The following is a 20,880-nucleotide window of genomic DNA, read 5'->3' as shown; positions in this document are numbered from 1 at the left end:
AGTATTTGATTGAAAGCAATAACTAATCATTCTCAAGGAATAAAGTCTCAACTTCATGAATTTTACCAACATCCATTAATACCATTAAAACGTGGTCTCCCTCTTCTATAACTAGTTTTTTTGAGCCCATTAATAATTCATCATTTCTTACAATAGCTCCAACAACCACATCTTCAGGTAAAGGTAAATCTTTAATTTGAACTCCAACTACCTCAGATGTTTTTTCATTGCCATGAACCACTATCTCTATCGCTTCAGCTTTTCCATGCTGCAAGGAATGAACCTTCATACAGTCACCTTTCCTAAGATGAGATAAGATTCCACTTACTGTAATTTGGTCAGGAGAAACAATAATATCTACATCTCCACTTTGCTCAGCGAGAGCAGCATAAACATCACGCTTGACTAGTGCAATAGTTTTATGAGCACCCAGACGCTTAGCTAAAATTGATACAATAACATTTACTTCATCTGAGTCCGTTAAAGCTAAAAATAGATCTGTATTTTCAATGCCTTCTTCCTTTAGCAGGTCTTCATCAGAAGCGTTACCTTGCAGTACTAAGGTATTATTAAGCTTCTCACTTAAATACTTAGCTCTATCTTCACTTAGCTCAATAATCCTTATATTGTGAGTATCTTCAAGAAGTCTAGCAACATTAATACCAATACTTCCTCCTCCAGCAATGAAGATTTTTTGATAAGTATTTTCAGCACGCCTAAACTCTTTTAAAGCTCTAGAAATATGATCTTTTTTAGCTAGGAAGTAGACTTGGTCTCCCTCTCTTATAATAGTATCACTTTTGGCAGGGATAGCTTTTTCATTTCGATAAAGGCTTACTATGCGTATTTTGACATCAGGCATATGCTCATGAAGCTCTTTAATAGGCCTATTGACAATTGGCGTTCCAATGAAAGCACGCGTTTCAACAAGTTGCACCAGCCCATTTTCAAAATCAAATACTTGAGAGGCCCCAGGCTGCTCAACAATACCCTGGATATATTCGGTAATTAAATTCTCAGGGGTAATTAAAAAGTCTATTGGTAACGCATCATTAGAGAATATTTCCGGTCTGAGTAAATATTCAGTAGTCCTTATTCGAGCAATCTTTTTCTTTACGTTATATAAGGTATGCGCCATCCTGCAAGCAACCATATTTCGCTCATCAGAGCGCATTACAGCAATAACTACGTCCATAGATTTAATGCCAGCTTTTTCTAACACACTTGGATATGCACCATAGCCAATAACAGTTTTTATATCTAAATGCCTCTGCAATGGGGTCAACATTTCTTCTTTTTGATCAACAATTGTAATATCGTTATCGTCATCTGAACAAAGGTACTTTGCAAGAGTTGACCCAACTTGACCAGCGCCTAGAATTAATATTTTCATTTCTTGTCAATCCCTAAATCTTTAAGTTTTCTATATAGCGTTGTTCTTTCTAGGCCCGCAATCTCTGCAACAACTGCAATATTATTATCATTATCTGAAAGATGATGTAGTAAATATTGACTTTCAAAAATATTTCTAGCTTCTTTAAGCTTAAGAGAATAGTCAATACCACTAACTTGCTGATTTGATTTTTCTGGCTCTTTACGTGTCATAATATTTCGCAATATTGGTAAAAAATCATGAAGGGGTTTTTTTAAAAAATCTACAGCACCAAGCTTCATCGCTTTAACAATATCACTTGGCTCAGCATGCCCTGACATCATTACAACAGGAGTTGATAAGCCCTCAGAATACCATTCTGATAAAAGTGAAATACCATCTTGACCAGGCATCCAAACGTCCATTAGTATTAAATCAAAAGTGTTAGCAGCTACTATTGCTTTTGCCTCATTAGCACTTCTAGCTAGCATGGTCGTATAACTTACATCTTCAAGAATATCTTTAATAATTTCAGTATTATGTTTCTCATCATCGATAATCAATATTTTGCCAAATGTAGAATCTTGTGTCATTTTATCTCCCTTAGGGCATTAATTATACTGAATTCAATTGTTATTCTAGCCCCATGGGGTTTTACATTGCTTGCAAATATTTGACCATCATGCTGCTCTATAATATTTTGAACTATGGCAAGACCAAGCCCTCCACTTTTTTCTTTTGTTGTAATATAAGGCTCAAATACTTTATCAATAATATCTTCAGGAAACCCATTGCCATCGTCAATAATTGTTAATCGGACGATTCCATCTTTTTTCAAAACTCTTGACTTAATTTTAATGTTCAGCTTATTTTTTTCTTTCCTCGCTTCGGTTGCATTTTTAATTAAGTTAATTAATACTCTAGAAATAGCATCTTTATCAAGCTGAAGTTTAGGTAAATCTCCACTCAAATCTAAGTCAACCCTTATGCCACTGAGGTTATCATATAGTGCGGCTGACTTATTTATTAGAGAATTTAGTGAAGAAAGAGTCTTTTGAATTTCAGGAGTATTTGCATAATTCGCAAAAGCACTAACCATAGAATCCATAGATGCAACCTGATCCATGATAGTTTGAGTTGTTTTATTTATAATTGCAGAGTCCTTCTTATCTAGCTTTTCTAAAAATAAATTCCTAAGCCTTTGTGCAGAAAGTAATATAGGGGTAAGTGGATTCTTAATTTCATGCGCCATACGAACAGCAACCTCTCCCCATGCTGCCTTCTTTTGTGCTCTATTTAGCTTGGAGATATCATTGATTATAATTACGTAACCAAGTGTTTTGCCTTCCACCTCCAAGACTGCGCCTTGACAATAAATAAGCCGACTCCTGTCATCAAGTGTTAATTCAATTTCTTTACTCCACTCTAACGACTCGTTCTCAATCTCCCCTTGAATAAATGAAAAAAGTGGGCTTAGATTCTCATAATTTTTAACAACATCATCATATGACTGCCCAATAAATTTGACCTCATCTGCAATTTGAAGTATTTTGCCAATAACTGGATTAATAATTTGTATCTTCTTATCTTGGTTAAGAGCAATAACACCAAAAGAGTACTTTAGAATTGTTTCTAAATAAAGATTATGTGTATCAAGACCCTCTCTAGATTGCTTTATTCTACTGCTCATTTCATTAAAATGTCCTATTAAATCTTGCATATCCTTATTTTTTGAATCTAGCTTAATTTCTACGTCATAGTTTCCAGAAGAAATTTCTCTTGTAGCAACTGACAAGTTTTGCATTGGCCTCATCAATTGGTCAATCATACGAAAAACAATAAGCAAAGCGCTTAAGACTGATAATAAAATTGTTGAGGTAAAGTCGATCAAAAAACGAGTTTTAATAATAGAAGAGTTAAGTGTCAACTCAGCATCTTTTGCAGCAGCACGAAAACGAGTCATCCGAGTAACGAGACTTTCAATATTAATATCTGAAGAATAATGAGCGATTAAAGTGAACTCATCAGTTGACGCCGTATAGCCATCCAGTAAACAAAAAGAATCATCTCTTTTACTTGTTGCAGCAAGATTCATTTGAGAGTCATATAGCTTAAGCTCACAAGCCCAAAAATCACTAACTAGAAGATTCAGCACGGATTGCATTTCCTCAGCAGGCTTTCTAGGTGCATCAAAATAATTGACAAGCTTTCCTATATTGCGAGTTTTATCTTCATAATACTTACTAGCAACATTATTAGTATTCCTGTAGAGTTCATCAACCTCACCACCCACCTTTAAGTTAAATTCATCAAATTGAATTTCAGCAATTTGAAGGTTATCTCTGATTGATCCAAAAGAAAACAAATAAAATGATAAAACTGGAAGTAAAACCAAAACTGGAACAATTTTTATAAAAGACCACGTAAATTTTGATCCGATTACTCCTTGCTCGGTATTTAGCTTTAACTTTCTCATAGAAAGCACAATATAATATATTGCAATCAAGCTCATTAGAATATTAAATCCAACCAAAACTAGGTACCACTTTTCAATTAACTCAGGATTTAAACCAAGATAAAACATTCCAGAAAATGAAATTACAAAGACACCAACCCAAAACAAGGCACGAGGAGCTTCTTTTATAGAAAAAGCTTGATTTAGCAACATAAATTTTGTTGATAAAATATTAAAGTGTTTTGATTATCTCATAAATGAATTATTACTAGCATGAGTTGTTGATAAAATACGACAATCTATCTGAGACAATTCCTTTGATTTCAAGCGAGCTACAACTTAACAAATATCTGCAAAGTATTCAAAATGACTTTCTTCTTGCAATTGATACTGAGTTTAGAAGAATTGATTCATATTTCCCAGAACTTTGCTTAATTCAAATTGCAGCTGGTAACTATTTAGAGTGTATAGATGTTCTTGCAATTAAAAATTTAGAACCTCTTTTTGAAAAACTATACGATAGTAAAACTATTTGGGTTATTCATTCCGCTAGACAAGATATTGAGGCTCTTTATTACCTTTCTCAAAGAATACCTCATACAATTTTTGATACTCAAATTGCGGCCTCACTATTAAATTATCCTCTTCAAGTATCATATCAAGCATTAACAGAAACATTACAAAATGTTTATTTAGAAAAAAAGCATACACGATTCGACTGGAAAACAAGACCTCTTCCAGAAGATGTATTACAGTATGCACTTGATGATGTGAAATACTTACTTCCTCATTATGAAATGCTTAAAACTGAGTTAATTGAAAGTAAAAAACTTCAGTGGCTTAGTGAAGAAGTTGGCTTCCTGTTAGAGCAAAGTCTTTATGAGCCTAATTTTAAGCAAATTATTAAAAAAACTAGTGGGATTTCAAAAATAGATTCTAAGTCACAAAAACAGGCAATAAATTTAGTAATATGGCGAGAAGATACTGCGAGGAAAGAAAATAAACCTCGTAAATGGATAATGTCTGATGAGCGCTTATTAGATTATGCTACAGGAAAAAATAAGTTAACTTCAAGCTCTCAAGAGCTTTTTGAAGAATTTCTAAACGCTAACCAAACTGAAAAAAAACTTCAAGCCCCTCTTCTATCTCAAAAACCATTATCTGCAGATGAGAAGCTAAAAAAAAATCATGCCCAGGAGTATATTAAAAAAATATCGATTGAATATGATATTGCTCCTGAACTTATTTGCTCTTCAAAAAATCTTGTTAAATTCATTAGAGGTGATAAAGAGGCTCCTATTAACAGAGGATGGAGATCAAAAATATTTAAACTAAAATCATATCTAGAAACTTAATTTACCATTTAATTAGTTTAGCCTTATCAAAGATAATACTTTTAAAATAATTGCAGGAAATCTTAAAGGAAGGAAATTTAACTTTCCTGATGCTGAAGGGCTTCGCCCTACTCTTGGCAAAACAAGGGAAACCCTTTTTAATTGGCTTCAATTTAATATTGCTGATAAGACCATTATTGATCCTTTTGCTGGAAGCGGCGCTCTTAGCCTTGAAGCGATATCTAGAGGAGCCAAAAAAGTCTGCTTAATTGAAAAAAATAGAATAGTTTTTAAAAGTCTTGAATCTAATTTTAAGCTCCTTGATACCTTTCAATATCAACTGAATAATAGTGATTCAATTATCTTTCTTGATAAACAAAACAATAGTCCTTTCGATTTAGTTTTTTTAGACCCTCCATTTAACCAAAATTTAATACCGATAACTCTTGAGCTGTTATCTCAAAAAAATTACTTACATAATGAAAGCCAGATTTATATTGAGTCTGAGTTCGAAATAACACCTAAACTCTTAGAAAATCATCTTGGATATGATTGTAGAATCAGAAAACAGAAAAAATCAGGCAATGTGCACTATTGTCTGATAAGCTTGGAGGTAATATGAAAAAAATTGCAATATATCCCGGCTCTTTTGATCCAATTACTAATGGACACGTTGATCTCATAAAGCGTGCATCAAAAATTTTTGATGAAGTAATTATTGCAATTACTCAAAATGCTAATAAATCTAGCTTTTTATCAATTGATCAGAGGGTTGGGGCAGTTGAAAGCTCAATAAAATCTCTAAGTAACACCAGAGTATTAAGTTTTAATTCTCTTCTAGTTGACTTTGCAAGAGATCATGATGCTCAAATAATTATTAGAGGTCTTAGAGCTGTATCAGATTTTGAATATGAGTTTCAACTTAGCGGAATGAATAAGCGTCTTAACTCTGAAATTGAAACTTTATTTATGACTCCCTCTGAAGAGTTTGCTAATATTTCATCGTCCTTGGTTCGTGAAATTCTATCTCTTGGTGGTGATATTAGCCCATTTGTTCCAGCCCAAGTCAAAACAATACTCATTAATACACTTCAAAAATAATTTCATTAATGTCTTGAAATAATATTTTAAACCCCTAAATAGGGTTTATATAAAAATATAAGGAGTATATGGAATGTCAAAAATAATTGGAATTGATTTAGGAACAACAAACTCATGTGTCTCTGTGATGGATGGTGGTGTTGCTAAGATAATTGAAAACTCAGAAGGAAATCGTACAACACCCTCTATTATTGCTTACCCTAAAGATTCAGATGAGATCTTAGTAGGGCAACCAGCTAAAAGACAAGCTGTTACAAATCCAGAAAATACGCTTTATGCTATCAAAAGATTAATTGGGCGACGCTTTGATGAAGAAGCAGTTCAAAAAGACATTGATCTTGTTCCTTATAAAATCATAAAAGCTAAAAATGGTGACGCCTGGGTTGAAGTCAAGGGTAAAAAAATGGCAGCTCCAGAGATATCCGCTCGTGTAATTCAGAAAATGAAACAAACGGCTGAAGATTATTTAGGTTCAGAAGTTACCGAAGCAGTAATTACTGTCCCAGCCTACTTTAATGACTCTCAGCGTCAGGCAACAAAAGATGCTGGAAAAATCGCAGGACTAACTGTTAAAAGAATTATAAATGAGCCTACTGCTGCTGCATTGGCATATGGCGTTGATAAATCTACGGGCGATAAAAAAGTTGCAGTTTATGATTTAGGTGGTGGAACATTTGATGTCTCTATCATTGAGATGGAAGATATTGATGGTGAAAAGCACTTTGAAGTTCTTTCAACGAATGGTGATACATTTTTAGGTGGTGAAGATTTTGATCATAGAATAATTAACTATTTAGTAGAAGAGTTTAAAAAAGAGCAGGGTTTAGATCTTTCCAAAGATGCGATGGCGCTTCAAAGACTTAAAGAAGCAGCAGAGAAAGCAAAAATTGAACTATCTTCATCAGAGCAAACTGAAGTAAGCTTGCCATACATAACTGCGGACGCTTCTGGTCCAAAACATCTTAATATCAAAATGACAAGGTCAAAGCTAGAATCTCTAGTTGCTGATTTATTAAAGCGGTCAATTGATCCCTGCAAAATAGCACTTAAAGATGCTGGACTATCAAGTGGTGACGTGGATGAAGTTATCCTTGTTGGTGGACAAACTAGAATGCCTAAAGTTCAAGCAATGGTAAAAGATTTTTTTGGAAAAGAGCCCAAGAAAGATTTAAATCCTGATGAAGCTGTTGCTATGGGTGCGGCAATTCAAGCGGGTGTTTTAGGTGGAGATGTTAAAGATGTCCTACTTCTTGATGTAACGCCTCTGTCACTCGGTATTGAAACGATGGGCGGCGTAATGACTAAGTTGATTGAGAAGAATACAACAATTCCAACCAACCAATCTCAAGTTTTTTCAACTGCTGCAGATAATCAATCGGCTGTAACGGTTCATGTTCTTCAGGGTGAAAGAGAGGTTGCGAGCGCAAATAAATCACTCGGTCAGTTTAATCTTGAAGGTATTCCAAATGCGCCTAAAGGCCAACCTCAGATTGAAGTTTCCCTTGATTTGGACTCTGATGGTATCTTGAACGTATCTGCCAAAGACAAAAATACTGGAAAAGAGCAGTCTATAACAATCAAATCTTCAAGTGGCCTTTCTGATGAAGAGGTTGATAAAATGATTAAAGATGCTGAAGCGCATGCTGAAGAAGACCAGAAATTTCATGAACTCGTAACATCAAGGAATATGGCTGACTCTCTTGTTCATTCAACAAAACAATCTCTAGAAGAGCTAAAAGATGAAATTTCTGAGGATGAAAAAAGTGCAATTGAAACGGCGCTTAGTGAACTTGAAGAAAGCATCAAAGGTGATGATAAAGAAGCAATTGATACTCAAGTTCAAAATTTAAGTGACAAAGCACAAGTTTTGGCTCAAAAAGCTCAAGAAAAAGCTACCGCAGAAGGTGGTGAAGCTGAAAACTCTGAAGGAAAGGATGATGTTGTAGATGCTGACTTTGAAGAGGTTAATGAAGAAAAGTAAGAAATATAGAAAGCAAAAATAAAAATAAAGCCTCCCTTGTCCTGTGCATGGGAGGTTTAATAATATAAGGGACACATGGCAGAAAGAGATTATTACGAAATTTTAGGCGTTGATAAAGGCTCAGATGAAGCCAAAATTAAAAAAGCCTACAAGCGTCTTGCAATGAAATATCATCCAGATAGAAATGCTGATGATAAAGAAAACTCTGAGAAAAAATTTAAAGAAGTACGTAAAGCATACGATGTAATTTCTGACCCCAAAAAAAGATCGGCTTATGATCAATTTGGTCACGCAGGAGTTGAGCAAGGTGGTAATGGCTTTGGTGGTGGAAATCCGTTTGGTGGGTCCGGTGGTGGTTTTGGTGATATTTTTGGAGATATTTTTGGTGGAGGCAACGCAAAGCCAGATAATAGAGGATCTGATCTTCGTTATGACCTAGAAATAGATTTAAAGCAAGCTGCAGAAAGTGACACAGTAAAAATTCGAGTTCCTAAAAATGATACCTGTGAGCCTTGCTCTGGAAGTGGTGCCAAACCTGGCACTTCAGTAAAAACTTGTGTAAATTGTCGCGGCACAGGGCAAACAACAATGCAGCAAGGTTTTTTTGCTGTCCAAAGGCCTTGTAACCAGTGTAATGGCTCTGGTGAAAAAATTGAATCTCCGTGCGGTACATGTCGTGGACAAGGCGTTGTAAGAAGTCAAAAAACTCTTTCAGTTAAGATTCCTGCGGGCGTAGATACTGGAAATAGAATTAGATTGAGCGGTGAAGGTGAAGCTGGATTACGCGGTGGACCGCATGGTGATCTTTATGTTCAAATTCATATCAAAGAGCATTCAATTTTTGAGCGTGATGGTAATGACTTATATTGTGAAGTCCCTATTGATTTTGCAACATCCGCGCTTGGTGGCTCAATAGAAGTTCCAACATTACAAGGGAAACTCAAAATTAAAGTCCCTGCAGGAACGCAATCTTCGAAATTATTTAGACTGCGAGGTAAAGGCATGCCTGCTATGAGGCATAATGGATCAGGTGATTTACTTTGCCAGGTGAAAATTGAAACTCCCATTAATCTAAACTCTAAACAGAAAAAATTATTAAAAGAGTTTTCAGACTCTTGTGAAGCAAAGCATCACCCAGAGTCAAATTCATTTTTTAGTAAAATGAAGTCATTCTTTGAGTAAACTTGAAACAATTTGTCACAATATGTTAATTGCTAAAGTATAAAATTTCTTTTTTCTCCAACTTAATAACCTTTTTAAAAGATGATTAAAAAAATTATTGCACGTGAAGTACTTGATTCTAGAGGCAATCCTACTGTTGAAGCTGATGTTATTTTAACTAATGGTATTCTTGGAAGAGCTATAGTTCCCTCAGGGGCTTCTACTGGCCAAAGAGAAGCTTTAGAGCTTAGGGATGGTGACAAAAGTCGCTACCTTGGAAAAGGTGTCTTAAAAGCTGTTAATTTTATTAATACTGAGATTAGCGAGTCACTTAAGGGTATGGACGTATCAAATCAAAAAGCCATTGATCATAAAATGATTGATATGGATGGCACTGATACAAAATCTAGATTAGGCGCAAACTCAATATTAGCTGTTTCTTTAGCATGTGCTCATGCAAATGCACAAAATAAAAACCAGTCACTATTTCGTTCATTTAATTTTTCAGAGACTTACCAAATGCCTGTTCCAATGATGAATATTATTAATGGTGGTGAGCACGCTAATAATAGTGTTGATATTCAAGAATTTATGATAATTCCTGCTGGCGCTCCTAGTTTTAAAGAAGCATTACGCTATGGCACTGAAGTATTTCACCATTTAAAAGCAGTGCTTGAACAAAAAGGATTAAATACCGCAGTTGGTGATGAAGGAGGTTTTGCTCCAGATCTAAAATCAAATGAAGAGGCATTAGAAGTTATTATTGAAGCGATTAATAATGCAGGTTACACCCCTGGAAGAGATATATTTATTGGTATCGATGCAGCAAGCTCAGAATTCTATAATAATGGGACTTATAATTTAACCTCAGAAGATTTAAAACTTACTAACTCTGAATTTACGGATTACCTTGCATCATGGGTTGAGAAGTACCCAATTATTTCGATCGAAGATGGTATGGATGAGAATGATTGGGAGGGCTGGGATATGCTTACTCAAAAATTATCCAATTCTGTTCAACTTGTTGGTGATGATTTATTTGTAACAAATAGTAAGATCCTTGCGAAAGGTATTAAAAATAATATAGCAAACTCTATTCTAATAAAAGTTAACCAGATTGGAACTCTGACTGAAACCTTTGATGCAATGAAAATGGCTCTAGATGCCGGCTATACATGTGTTATGTCGCATAGAAGCGGCGAAACAGAAGACACTTCAATCGCAGACCTTTCAGTTGCAACAAATTGTGGTCAAATTAAAACAGGGTCTTTGTCTAGATCTGACAGATTAGCTAAATATAACCGACTCCTTCGAATTGAAGAAGAACTTGGTGATGATGCTAAATATCCTGGAATATCATCTTTCAAAAACCTTTCATAAATCTCTCAGAAAAAGTTGTTCGGAGACTTTTGACTAATTTAAGGTTAAAATAAACTTTTATTGACTATTTTGGGTGACTAATTGGAATCACTTTCCACTTTTTGGCTTAGTTTTTTACTGTTTATACTAATTCTAGCTTCGGCTTTCTTTTCTGCTTCTGAAACTTCGATGATGGCATTGAATCGTTATCGCCTCAAGACTCTTAGTTCAAAAAATAATCTTCAAGCACAAAGAGTAGAAAGACTCCTTAAAAACATTGATTATTTAATTGGTGGAATCCTTCTAGGAAATAACTTTGTCAATATACTTGCTGCCAGTATAGCAACGCTTCTTGCTCTGAAGATTTGGGGCGAGGGATCAGTAATTATTGCATCTTTAGTTCTAACATTGGTTATTTTAATTTTTGCTGAAAACACCCCAAAAACATTTGCAGCAAAAAATCCAGAAAAAATTGCCTTACCTGTCTCTTGGTTTCTTGAGCTTCTAATCAAAATTTTTAAGCCACTAATTTATCTAATATCTTTTATATCAAAATCTATTCTAAATCTTCTTGGATTGAAGAACATTAGTAAAGATATTCTCAACTCTGAAGAACTCAGGATGGCTGTTGTTGATTCAAAATCAGTATTATCTATGAATTACCAAAATATGCTGCTTAATATTATTGACCTTGAGAAAGTTAAAGTTGATGACATTATGATTCCTCATCACGAACTTGTAAGTGCAGACATTAATAATGAAGAGGAGTTATTTGAGCAACTGAAAAGAATTCAACACACACGCCTGTTAATTTTTGATGGCTCTGAAAATAATATTATTGGTACTATTCATATGAGAGATGTTGTGAATATATATGCCAAAGATGAAATCAATATAGCTAAAATTAAAGAGGCAATAAGAGAGCCTTACTTCATTCCTGAAGGCACCCCTTTATCTCAACAACTTGAACATTTTAAAACGCAAAAACGTAGGCTTGGTATTGTTGTTGATGAATATGGAGAGGTTAAAGGCATGGTTGTTTTAGATGATATTTTGGAGGAAATAGTTGGCCAGTTCACCTCCTCCCAAGGCGAAAGTATAAATGAAATCAATATTCAATCTGATGGAAGTTACCTTGTGGATCCTAGAATAAGTATTCGCGAGTTAAATGCAGAGCTTAAAGTCAGCCTTCCTTTTGACAATGCAAAAACACTTAATGGTCTTATCCTTGAGCAACTTCAAAGCTTTCCTCAACACAATGTTTCTTTTAAAGTAGACTCACTAATTGTTGAGATTGTTCAAGTAAACAAACAAGGTATAAAACTTGTTAGAATCACCAAAGTTAATTAGGTATTATCGTTACCAACAAATAACTACCTCCAAATCAAAAAGGAATATCAATGTTTAAATTTTTTACTGAAAAAAAATGGTTTCTTTGGGCCTATCTTGGCTCTGCAATTATCCTCAGCTCATTATGGATAACAGTTCAAATTGACGTGATGATAAATGAATGGTTTGGTGAATTTTATGACATGATTCAAAAAGCTCTTGGAGCTCCAAATGCGATTACTATGGATGAATATACTGGTGGATTATGGAGCTTTGCAAAACTTGCTGCAATAGCTATTGCTTTAGGCCTTGCAACCTCATTCCTTACTGCTCACTTCTTATTTAGATGGAGAGCGTCAATGGTTGAGTTCTACCATAGTGTTTACGAAAAAGCACGAACTATTGAAGGAGCCTCTCAGCGTGTTCAAGAAGACACTGTTAGATTTTCTAGAATCATGGAAAGTCTTGGAACAGCTCTAATTGAATCTATCATGGTTTTGATAGAGTACTTTCCATTATTAATGGGATTGGCAGTCGGTATTCCAATTATGTGGTTTGGTGACTGGGAATATGGTCTAGTAACTGGTGCCCTTATTTGGGCTGTAGGTGGAACGATACTTATGATTGCAGCCTCATGGTTTTTAGGTCTTGTAGGTATTGAGTATGACCTTCAAAAAAGAGAGGCCTCCTATCGAAAAATACTTGTTATTGCTGAAGATGATGGCACCGTTAGGCCAAAAGATATTGATGAACTTTTTGAAGGTGTTCGAAAGATTAATTATAAGAATTACTTGTATTACCTATACTTTAATATTGTAAGGCTTGCCTATCTTCAAGCAAATGTATTAGTTGCCTATGTTATTTTAGCCCCTGCTATAGTTGCTGGAGTTATGACATTAGGAGTAATGCAGCAAATAATTAGGGCGTTTGGAAGAGTAGAAGGCTCTCTCCAATACCTTTTTAAAGCATGGCCTACTATTATTGAGCTCGCAAGTGTCTATAAGCGTTTAATGGAGTTTGAGGCGCAAATTGAGGCTATGGATAAGTTAGAAACTGTGTAGTTAGCCTGTAACTGATTGGCCCATTTTAAGGGCCTGTCCGACCTCAAGATTAAGCTCAGGGGAATCCTCTGGCATCAACATGATAACTGTAGAGCCCATGTTAAAACGGCCCAATTCATCACCTTTTAATAACTTAATCTGACGATCCTTATAATCATAGTTTTTAACTGCTTTAGAATAAGGCGGGGTGATTAAACCCTCCCATGAAGTTTGCATCGATCCTACAAAAATAGCGCCAACTAATACAAAAACCATAACGCCAAAATCAGTTTCGAATAAACAAACTAAACGTTCATTTCGAGCAAAAACCCCATCAATATTATCTACAGTATTCTGGTTAACTGAAAAAAGGTCACCAGGTATATATTTCATCGAAATCAAAGCACCATCGCATGGCATATGAATGCGATGATAATCTTTAGGCGATAAATATATTGTTGCAAAACTTCCATTTTGTATTTCTTTAGACGGCATATCATCAATTAATGATGTAACACTATAGTGGTGACTTTTAGCTTGGACAATTTGTGAATCATTAATCTTACCTGCCTGAGAGACAACACCATCAACGGGCGAGATAATATCCGATTCTGATATTGGTCTCAAACTTAGCTTAATTGCACGAGTAAAAAAATCATTAAAGGAAATAAAATCCTCGATATTTTCGATTTCAGCTTCTGAGAGATTGACTTGATATTGTTTAATAAACCAGCGAGTAAAATTATTTTTAACCCAAGAATTTTCTATTCTGGCAAATCGGAACATCAGCCTTGATAAAAAATGCTGAGGAAGAAGATATTGAAAAAATGCCATCAATCAAGCTTATCAAGAATATAGCTTACTACTTCCTTAAAATCCACTTCAACTTTATCGGGCATTTTTCTTGATTTATATTCAATTTTCCCATTATCAGCATGGGTGTCACTAATGACCAGTCGATGCGGTATACCAATAAGCTCAGAATCTGCAAACATTATTCCAGGACGCTCTTTTCGATCATCAAGCAATACTTCAATATTTTGCTCTATACAGTCCATATAAAGCTGATCTGCCAAAGCCTTAACTCGTGATGACTTGTTATAATTAATTGGAACAATAACAAGCTGGAATGGAGCAATAGCCTCTGGAAAAATAATCCCCCTATCATCATGGTTCTGTTCAATACTTGCTGCAATAATTCTTGTAACACCAATACCATAACAGCCCATATTCATATTAACTGATCGACCATCTTCTCCAATAACGTTGGCATTCATTGAATCTGAATACTTAGTACCTAATTGAAAAATATGTCCTACTTCAATGCCTCTTTTAATTTCAAGATTACCCTTTCCATCAGGAGAAGGATCACCCGAGACAACAATACGTAAATCACTTGCAATAATTTTTTTAGTGTCTCTCCCCCAGTTGACCCCGACAAAGTGCTTATCATCTTCATTAGCACCGCAAATAAAGTCTGACAAAGCTGCTGCCGCAAAGTCAACAATAACTGGAATTTCAAGATTAACAACACCAATTGAACCGAAAGAACAACCTAATTGCTTCTTAACCACTCCTTCTTCTGCCATTTGAAGAGGTTGTTTAACTCCATCAATCTTTGAAGCCTTAACTTCATTTAACTCATGATCACCTCGTAAAACCAGTGCAACTAGATTATTATCATTTCCTTCAACAATTAATGTTTTAATAGAATTAATTGGTTCAACTTTTAGCAAATTACAAACATCAGCAATAGTTTTAACACCTGGTGTCTCAACAAGTTCTAAAGCTTTCTCAGCTGATTTTGGCTCTCCTTGAGGCAGAGTCTCTACTCGCTCAATATTAGCAGCATAATCAGAGCCATCAGAAAAACAAATCGCATCTTCTCCAGATTCTGCAAGTACATGAAATTCATGAGAGCTGTCTCCTCCAATAGTTCCTGAATCTGCTAAAACAGGCCTATAGTCAAAACCAATTCTATCAAAAATATTACAGTAAGTCTGGTGCATTAATTGATAAGTATCATTTAGTGATTGCTCATCAATATGAAACGAATAAGCGTCCTTCATAATAAACTCTCTAGAGCGCATTACCCCAAAACGAGGACGAATTTCATCTCTAAACTTAGTCTGTATTTGATACAAATTTATTGGAAGTTGCTTATAGCTTCTAAGGTACTGTTTAGCAATTTTAGTAATAACCTCTTCATGAGTTGGACCCAAGCAGAAATCTCTATCATGCCTATCTTTAAATCGAAGCAACTCAGGACCATACTCTTCCCATCTTTTTGATTCTTTCCATATTTCTGCAGGCTGTGCAACTGGCATTAATACTTCCAATGCTTTAGATTTATTCATCTCCTCACGTATTATTTTTTCTACCTTTTGGATTATTCTTAAACCCATTGGGAGATACGAATACAGTCCCGACGCTAACTTAGAAATCAAACCAGCTCTTATCATTAATTGATGAGATATGATTTGAGCATCATTAGGTGCTTCTTTGACTGTTGAGATTAAAAAATCACTGCTTTTCATATAAAATGGTTTTCATATCAATAAATAATGCAATTTTACCTAATGCCTGATTTTCAAACTTTATTAATTTATATTATTCCTCTTCTTTTTGCAATAACCCTTCATGAGGCAGCTCATGGTTGGGTAGCAAGTAAATTAGGTGATCATACTGCAAGAATGATGGGGAGAGTTACCCTTAATCCAGTAAAACATATCGATCCAGTAGGTACAATCGCCATTCCGTTACTTTTATTAATATCTTCATCTGGATTTATCTTTGGCTGGGCTAAGCCAGTTCCCATTAATTTTAATGCCTTGCGCTCTGGAAAATCTGGAATGATCTGGGTTGCTTTAGCGGGCCCAGGAGCAAATTTATTTATGGCTGTGTGTTGGCTGTTAATTATGATTCTCGCAATTAATATAAACATTCCTGTTTTAATAGAAATGGGCCGCATTGGAATAATGGTAAATTGTGTTTTAGCTGTTTTTAATCTCCTACCAATACCTCCACTTGATGGATCTAGAGTAATCAGTGCCCTTCTTTCAAATCGTCTTGCCTATCAATATAATCAACTTGAACAATATGGATTATTTATATTACTTGGGCTTATGTTTATTGGTGGCTTTAATTACTTAGTTCTTCCAGTAGTGGGACTACTCCTAAGCTGGTTTCAGTTCGCTTTGGTATTACTAGGATGAGCAACTAAGCTCTAAGTTTTGAGCCCACTCAGGAGGCTCACTATCATAAGACTCATATCCTTCATGGTTATCAAATGGTTTTTTGAGTAATTGAAAAAGAGTTTCAATTTCATCGTATTCATTTAAATCTTCTGCTTTTCGAATTGCAACTTCAGCTAAATAATTTCTTAAAACATATTTAGGATTAACCTTGTGCATCATAGTTACCCTTTGATTCATCTTTGAAGTCTCTTTCTCAAGCCTAGCCTTATAACGAACAAACCAAGAATCAAAATTATTCCCCAATGTATGCTCACTCTTACTTGAAAGTTGTCTCATAGAGCGGTGGTAATCTTTTTTATTAGTATAAAGCAACTCTAAAAACTCATTAATTAATGAGTTATCTTCATCATTAGCCTCTAATAATCCAAACTTTCTTCTCATTAATGAAGAGTACTCTTTAACTAATGACGACTCATATTCTGTAATAGCTTCTTTCAACTGAGTTTCATCAACAAGCGACTTAAAAGCATCAGCCAAGCGGTGTAAGTTCCATAATGCGACTGATGGCTGCTTTTCAAATGAATAGCGGCCCTGAGTATCAGAATGATTACAGATAAAACCAGGGCTATAAGTCTCCATGAAGCTGAATGGGCCATAATCAATAGTCAAGCCTAGGATTGACATATTATCCGTATTCATTACGCCATGAGCAAATCCTTGGCCTTGCCACCGCGCAATCATTAATGCAGTTGACCTAACTACCTCCTTGAATAATTCTAAATAATTTTCTTGATCGACATGAGGCAAGTGATGCGTAATAACAAAATCAGCTAATTTTTTTACGTTTTCTGTTTGACCTCTTGCTGCAAAGAATTCAAAGTGACCAAAACGAATATGGCTTTCTGCAACACGAGTCACAATTGATGCATTTTCTAGGTGCTCACGGTAAACACCGGTATCACTTGCAACAAGAGCTAGAGCCTTCGTGGTTGGGATATTTAAAGCCTCCATGGCTATTGAACATAAATACTCTCGAATACTTGATCTAAGGACAGCGCGTCCATCAGCACCTCGAGAAAAGGGGGAAGTTCCAGCGCCTTTTAAAGAAACCTCATAGTTACTAATTTCACCAATAAGGCATGAGCGGCCATCCCCAAGCTGTGGCACAAAGTAGCCAAACTGGTGACCTGCATAAACTGTAGAAATAGGATTTACATCACCCAATTTTTTTTCACCTGAGCAAATACTTAAAAGATTTTCATCACTCATGTCTAAGTTAAGATCTTTTTTAAGGCTTTGATTTACATGAACTAATTTACTATTCTCAAGCTTTTTAGTCTCAACTTGAGCAAAGTAATCATCACCTAAACTTAAGTATTTAAGAGAGCCTATCATTTAAAATTTGATTAACTTGTTTTGGATTTGCTTTTCCCTGAGTAGCTTTCATGACTTGGCCAACAAAAAAACCTAAAAGCTTAGTATTTCCATTTTTAAATTGCTCGACTTGATTAAGATTTTTTGCAATGATTTGATCAATGACTAACTCTAAAGCGCCAATATCTGTCATTTGCTCTAAGTCTTGGTCTTTAATTATCTCATCTACACTTCTTTTTTCATCCCACATGAGCCTAAAGACATCCTTAGCTATTTTTCCTGAAATAGTATTATCAGTAATTCTTGAAATTAGATTAAAAAGCTCAGAGGCTGATATTGGTGAATCCTGAATATCAATTTGATTTTTATTTAGGGAGGCTGAAAGCTCGCCCATAACCCAGTTTGCTGAAAGCTTAACATCAGCGCCCTTATCAATAATAATTTCATAGTAATCAGCCATTGCTTTTTGCGAGGTTAGGTTCTCAGCATCATATTCGCTCAACCCAAATTTATCTATAAACCTAGCCTTCTTCTCAGAGGGAAGTTCAGGCAGTCTATCTTTAATTGCTTTAAGAAGCTCATCATCAATCACAACAGGCAGCAAGTCAGGATCAGGAAAATATCTGTAATCATTGGCTTCTTCTTTTGAACGCATAGACCGTGTTTCATTTTTAACTGAATCATAAAGTCTAGTTTCTTGAGCTACAGAGCCTCCATCTTCTAAAATATCTATTTGCCTTTCAACCTCGAGATTAATAGCTTTTTCTAAAAATTTAAATGAGTTAATGTTTTTTATTTCAGCTCTAGTACCTAAATCCTCGCCCACTCTTCTAACAGAAACATTAGCGTCACACCTAAACGATCCTTCCTGCATATTTCCATCACAAATATCAATATATTGAACCAACGCATGAATTTTTTTAGCATATGCAACTGCTTCTTTAGAATTACTCATATCAGGGTCAGATACTATTTCTAATAATGGTGTTCCTGCTCGATTCAGATCAATTGCTGTGTAATCATCATATAAATCATGGATTGATTTTCCAGCATCTTCTTCTAAATGTGCACGGGTAATTCCTACCATCTTCTTTTCGCCATTATCTAGTGGGATATCAATTACTCCATTTCCAATAATTGGAATTTCAAACTGTGAAATTTGGTAGCCTTTTGGGAGGTCTGGATAAAAATAATTTTTTCGCGCAAAAATAGAGTGCTTATTAATAGTCGCATTAACTGCCAAGCCAAATCTAAGCGCCATTCGAACTGCCTCTTTATTTAAAACAGGCAAAACACCAGGGAAGCCTAGATCAACAGCGCATGCCTGAGTATTTGCTTTTGCACCAAACTCAGTAGATGCACCAGAAAATATTTTTGATTTTGTTTTTAATTGCGTATGTATTTCCAGTCCAATTACAGTTTCCCAGGTCATAATAAATCTCCCCTATAACTCAATTGGTAAGGAAGTATGCCAATTAGTTTTCAATTGAAACTGATGGGCGGTATTAAGCAAAAGCTCTTCAGACCAGTGATTACCTATCAACTGAAGTCCTACTGGCAGTTCTTTTGAGAAGCCTGCAGGAATGCTCATTCCAGGGAGTCCTGCTAAGTTTACTGAGAGAGTATAAATGTCCGCTAAATACATCGAGACAGGGTCCTTAACAGAGCCTAAGTCAAAAGCAGGTGTCGGGGCAACTGGCCCCATAATGACATCAACACTTTGAAAAACTTTTTTAAAATCCTCACTAATTAGTTGTCGAACTTTTTGAGCTTTTAGATAATATGCATCATAATAACCAGCAGAGAGAGCATAAGCGCCAATCATAATTCGTCTTTTAACTTCCTTACCAAACCCTTCTGAGCGAGACCTTAAATATAAATCATCTAAATCTTTAGGATCTTCACATCGATACCCATACCTTACTCCATCAAATCTAGATAGATTAGAAGAGCATTCGCAAGGCGCCACAATATAGTAAGTTGGAATTGCATGCATTGAATTAGGAAGTGAGACCTCTTGAATCTTAGCACCCATCGATTCATATTCTTTGATTGCATGCATAACAACTTTTTCAACTCCCTCGTCTAGGCCGCTGGAAAAAAATTCTTTAGGAAGTCCAATCTTTAATCCATCCAAAGAGTTTGTTAATTGATTAGTGTAATCAGGGGTTTCTTTAGCAGCACTGGTTGAATCTTTATTATCAAAGCCTGCCATAGCATTTAAAACGATTGCTGCGTCTTCAGCAGTCTGGGTCATTGGGCCAGCTTGATCAAGACTCGAAGCATAAGCAATCATCCCATATCTAGAAATTCTTCCATATGTTGGCTTGAGCCCAGTAATGCCACACAAACTCGCAGGCTGGCGAATACTGCCTCCAGTGTCAGTTCCAGTTGCAAATGGGGCAATACGAGATGCAACAGCAGCAGCAGAACCTCCAGAAGACCCTCCTGGGATTTTCTTTAAGTTCCAAGGGTTTTTTACTGGCCCATAATAGGAATTTTCATTTGATGACCCCATAGCAAACTCATCCATATTTGTCTTTCCAAGCATTACCATATTTTCTGAATTAAATTGATGACTCAGTGTTGCGTCGTATGGAGAAATAAATGAATCTAGCATCTTAGAGCCTGCAGTGGTTTTTACGCCCTTAGTGCAAAAAATATCTTTATGTGCATATGGAATTCCGGTCAAAGGAGTATTGTCTCCTTTGGCTATTTTCAAGTCTGCTTCATTTGCCTGTGCAAGCGCAAGATTTTCAGTCACTGAGATAAATGCATTGAGCTTAGATTTATTAATTCGATTTAGATAATGTTGGGTCAACTCTACAGATGAAAAATCTTTATTTTTGAGTCCTTTGATTAGAGCGGCAACAGATAGATTATGCATCATCATTCAATTACCGTTGGGACAAGAAAGTGACTCTTGCCTATTTTGGGGGCAATTGCTTGAAATTCTTCAGCTAAGTTTTCTTCAGTCACTTCATCATCTCTTAAGCGCTGAGACATATGCAGTGGATGCGCCATAGGCTCAACATCGCCAGTATCTATTTCATTAAGATCATCCATCAAGCTAAGTATATTATTTAATTCTGACGTACTTTGCTCTAACTCTTCATCTTCAATACTTAGTCTAGCTAAATAGGCAATCTCTTTAACTTGTTTTTTATCTAATGACAT

The 20,880-nt window shown here is 35.5% G+C and carries 18 protein-coding genes; 9 read left to right on the top strand and 9 right to left on the bottom strand.

Annotation, left to right across the window (positions count from 1 at the left end; genetic code table 11):
* Positions 1-22: 22 nt before the first annotated feature.
* From trkA to ABXT44_RS02595, 3 genes are read right to left on the bottom strand one after another with little or no spacing between them, the layout of a single operon-like run.
* Entirely contained in the window at positions 23-1,393 is a 1,371-nt protein-coding gene (gene trkA, locus ABXT44_RS02605) for a Trk system potassium transporter TrkA (RefSeq protein ID WP_416687919.1), read from the bottom strand.
* Positions 1,390-1,965 (bottom strand): response regulator, encoded by a 576-nt coding sequence (locus ABXT44_RS02600; protein ID WP_416687917.1) that lies wholly within the window; start codon positions 1,963-1,965, stop codon positions 1,390-1,392. Before ABXT44_RS02600 ends, trkA begins: the two co-directional genes overlap by 4 nt.
* The gene (locus tag ABXT44_RS02595) at positions 1,962-4,040 is read right to left on the bottom strand and encodes a sensor histidine kinase (protein ID WP_416687915.1); all 2,079 of its coding nucleotides are present in this window, start codon (positions 4,038-4,040) and stop codon (positions 1,962-1,964) included. The genes ABXT44_RS02600 and ABXT44_RS02595 overlap by 4 nt, the downstream gene beginning before the upstream one ends.
* 68 nt (positions 4,041-4,108) lie before the next feature.
* On the opposite strand from ABXT44_RS02595, the gene ABXT44_RS02590 reads away from it, so the two are divergent.
* From ABXT44_RS02590 to ABXT44_RS02555, 8 genes are all read left to right on the top strand, one after another.
* Entirely contained in the window at positions 4,109-5,182 is a 1,074-nt protein-coding gene (locus tag ABXT44_RS02590; protein WP_416687913.1) for a ribonuclease D, read from the top strand.
* Positions 5,183-5,207: 25 nt separating this feature from the next.
* Positions 5,208-5,783: a 16S rRNA (guanine(966)-N(2))-methyltransferase RsmD gene (gene rsmD, locus ABXT44_RS02585; protein ID WP_416688406.1), complete on the top strand. Its 576-nt coding sequence runs from the start codon at positions 5,208-5,210 to the stop codon at positions 5,781-5,783.
* Positions 5,780-6,262, top strand: a complete 483-nt coding sequence (gene coaD, locus ABXT44_RS02580) for a pantetheine-phosphate adenylyltransferase (protein WP_416687911.1) — start codon at positions 5,780-5,782, stop codon at positions 6,260-6,262. The genes rsmD and coaD overlap by 4 nt, the downstream gene beginning before the upstream one ends.
* A 73-nt stretch (positions 6,263-6,335) precedes the next feature.
* The gene (dnaK, locus tag ABXT44_RS02575; RefSeq protein WP_416687909.1) at positions 6,336-8,243 is read left to right on the top strand and encodes a molecular chaperone DnaK; all 1,908 of its coding nucleotides are present in this window, start codon (positions 6,336-6,338) and stop codon (positions 8,241-8,243) included.
* A 75-nt stretch (positions 8,244-8,318) separates the two neighbouring features.
* On the top strand, positions 8,319-9,425 hold the full coding sequence (dnaJ, locus tag ABXT44_RS02570; protein ID WP_416687907.1) for a molecular chaperone DnaJ: 1,107 nt from the start codon (positions 8,319-8,321) through the stop codon (positions 9,423-9,425).
* 81 nt (positions 9,426-9,506) lie between these two features.
* Positions 9,507-10,784, top strand: a complete 1,278-nt coding sequence (gene eno, locus ABXT44_RS02565; protein ID WP_416687905.1) for a phosphopyruvate hydratase — start codon at positions 9,507-9,509, stop codon at positions 10,782-10,784.
* Between the two features lie 81 nt (positions 10,785-10,865).
* The gene (locus ABXT44_RS02560) at positions 10,866-12,113 is read left to right on the top strand and encodes an HlyC/CorC family transporter (RefSeq protein WP_416687902.1); all 1,248 of its coding nucleotides are present in this window, start codon (positions 10,866-10,868) and stop codon (positions 12,111-12,113) included.
* A gap of 50 nt (positions 12,114-12,163) precedes the next feature.
* Positions 12,164-13,153, top strand: coding sequence for a putative transporter (locus ABXT44_RS02555; RefSeq protein WP_416687900.1), 990 nt, complete (start codon positions 12,164-12,166; stop codon positions 13,151-13,153).
* Here ABXT44_RS02555 and asd read toward each other — a convergent pair whose 3' ends face one another.
* Complete coding sequence (gene asd, locus ABXT44_RS02550) at positions 13,154-13,918, bottom strand: archaetidylserine decarboxylase (RefSeq protein ID WP_416688403.1); 765 nt, start codon at positions 13,916-13,918, stop codon at positions 13,154-13,156.
* 47 nt (positions 13,919-13,965) lie between these two features.
* A complete protein-coding gene (locus ABXT44_RS02545) occupies positions 13,966-15,669 on the bottom strand; it encodes a proline--tRNA ligase (protein WP_416687899.1) in 1,704 nt (567 codons plus the stop codon).
* A 42-nt stretch (positions 15,670-15,711) separates the two neighbouring features.
* On the opposite strand from ABXT44_RS02545, the gene ABXT44_RS02540 reads away from it, so the two are divergent.
* Positions 15,712-16,347 (top strand): site-2 protease family protein, encoded by a 636-nt coding sequence (locus tag ABXT44_RS02540; RefSeq protein WP_416688400.1) that lies wholly within the window; start codon positions 15,712-15,714, stop codon positions 16,345-16,347.
* On the opposite strand, the gene ABXT44_RS02535 is transcribed toward ABXT44_RS02540, so the two are convergent.
* From ABXT44_RS02535 to gatC, 4 genes are read right to left on the bottom strand one after another with little or no spacing between them, the layout of a single operon-like run.
* Positions 16,339-17,724, bottom strand: a complete 1,386-nt coding sequence (locus ABXT44_RS02535; protein WP_416687897.1) for a protein adenylyltransferase SelO — start codon at positions 17,722-17,724, stop codon at positions 16,339-16,341. The genes ABXT44_RS02540 and ABXT44_RS02535 overlap by 9 nt on opposite strands.
* Positions 17,708-19,135 carry an Asp-tRNA(Asn)/Glu-tRNA(Gln) amidotransferase subunit GatB gene (gene gatB / locus ABXT44_RS02530; protein WP_416687895.1) on the bottom strand — a complete coding sequence of 476 codons (1,428 nt, stop codon included), beginning with the start codon at positions 19,133-19,135 and terminating at the stop codon, positions 17,708-17,710. The genes ABXT44_RS02535 and gatB overlap by 17 nt, the downstream gene beginning before the upstream one ends.
* Positions 19,136-19,147: 12 nt before the next feature.
* Complete coding sequence (gene gatA, locus ABXT44_RS02525; RefSeq protein WP_416688399.1) at positions 19,148-20,590, bottom strand: Asp-tRNA(Asn)/Glu-tRNA(Gln) amidotransferase subunit GatA; 1,443 nt, start codon at positions 20,588-20,590, stop codon at positions 19,148-19,150.
* A gap of 2 nt (positions 20,591-20,592) precedes the next feature.
* Positions 20,593-20,880, bottom strand: coding sequence for an Asp-tRNA(Asn)/Glu-tRNA(Gln) amidotransferase subunit GatC (gene gatC / locus ABXT44_RS02520; protein ID WP_416687893.1), 288 nt, complete (start codon positions 20,878-20,880; stop codon positions 20,593-20,595).

This window comes from Candidatus Pseudothioglobus sp. Uisw_041, from assembly GCF_048087625.1.
Lineage (GTDB): Bacteria > Pseudomonadota > Gammaproteobacteria > PS1 > Pseudothioglobaceae > Pseudothioglobus.
This window is presented reverse-complemented; position numbering and strand designations above follow the sequence as displayed.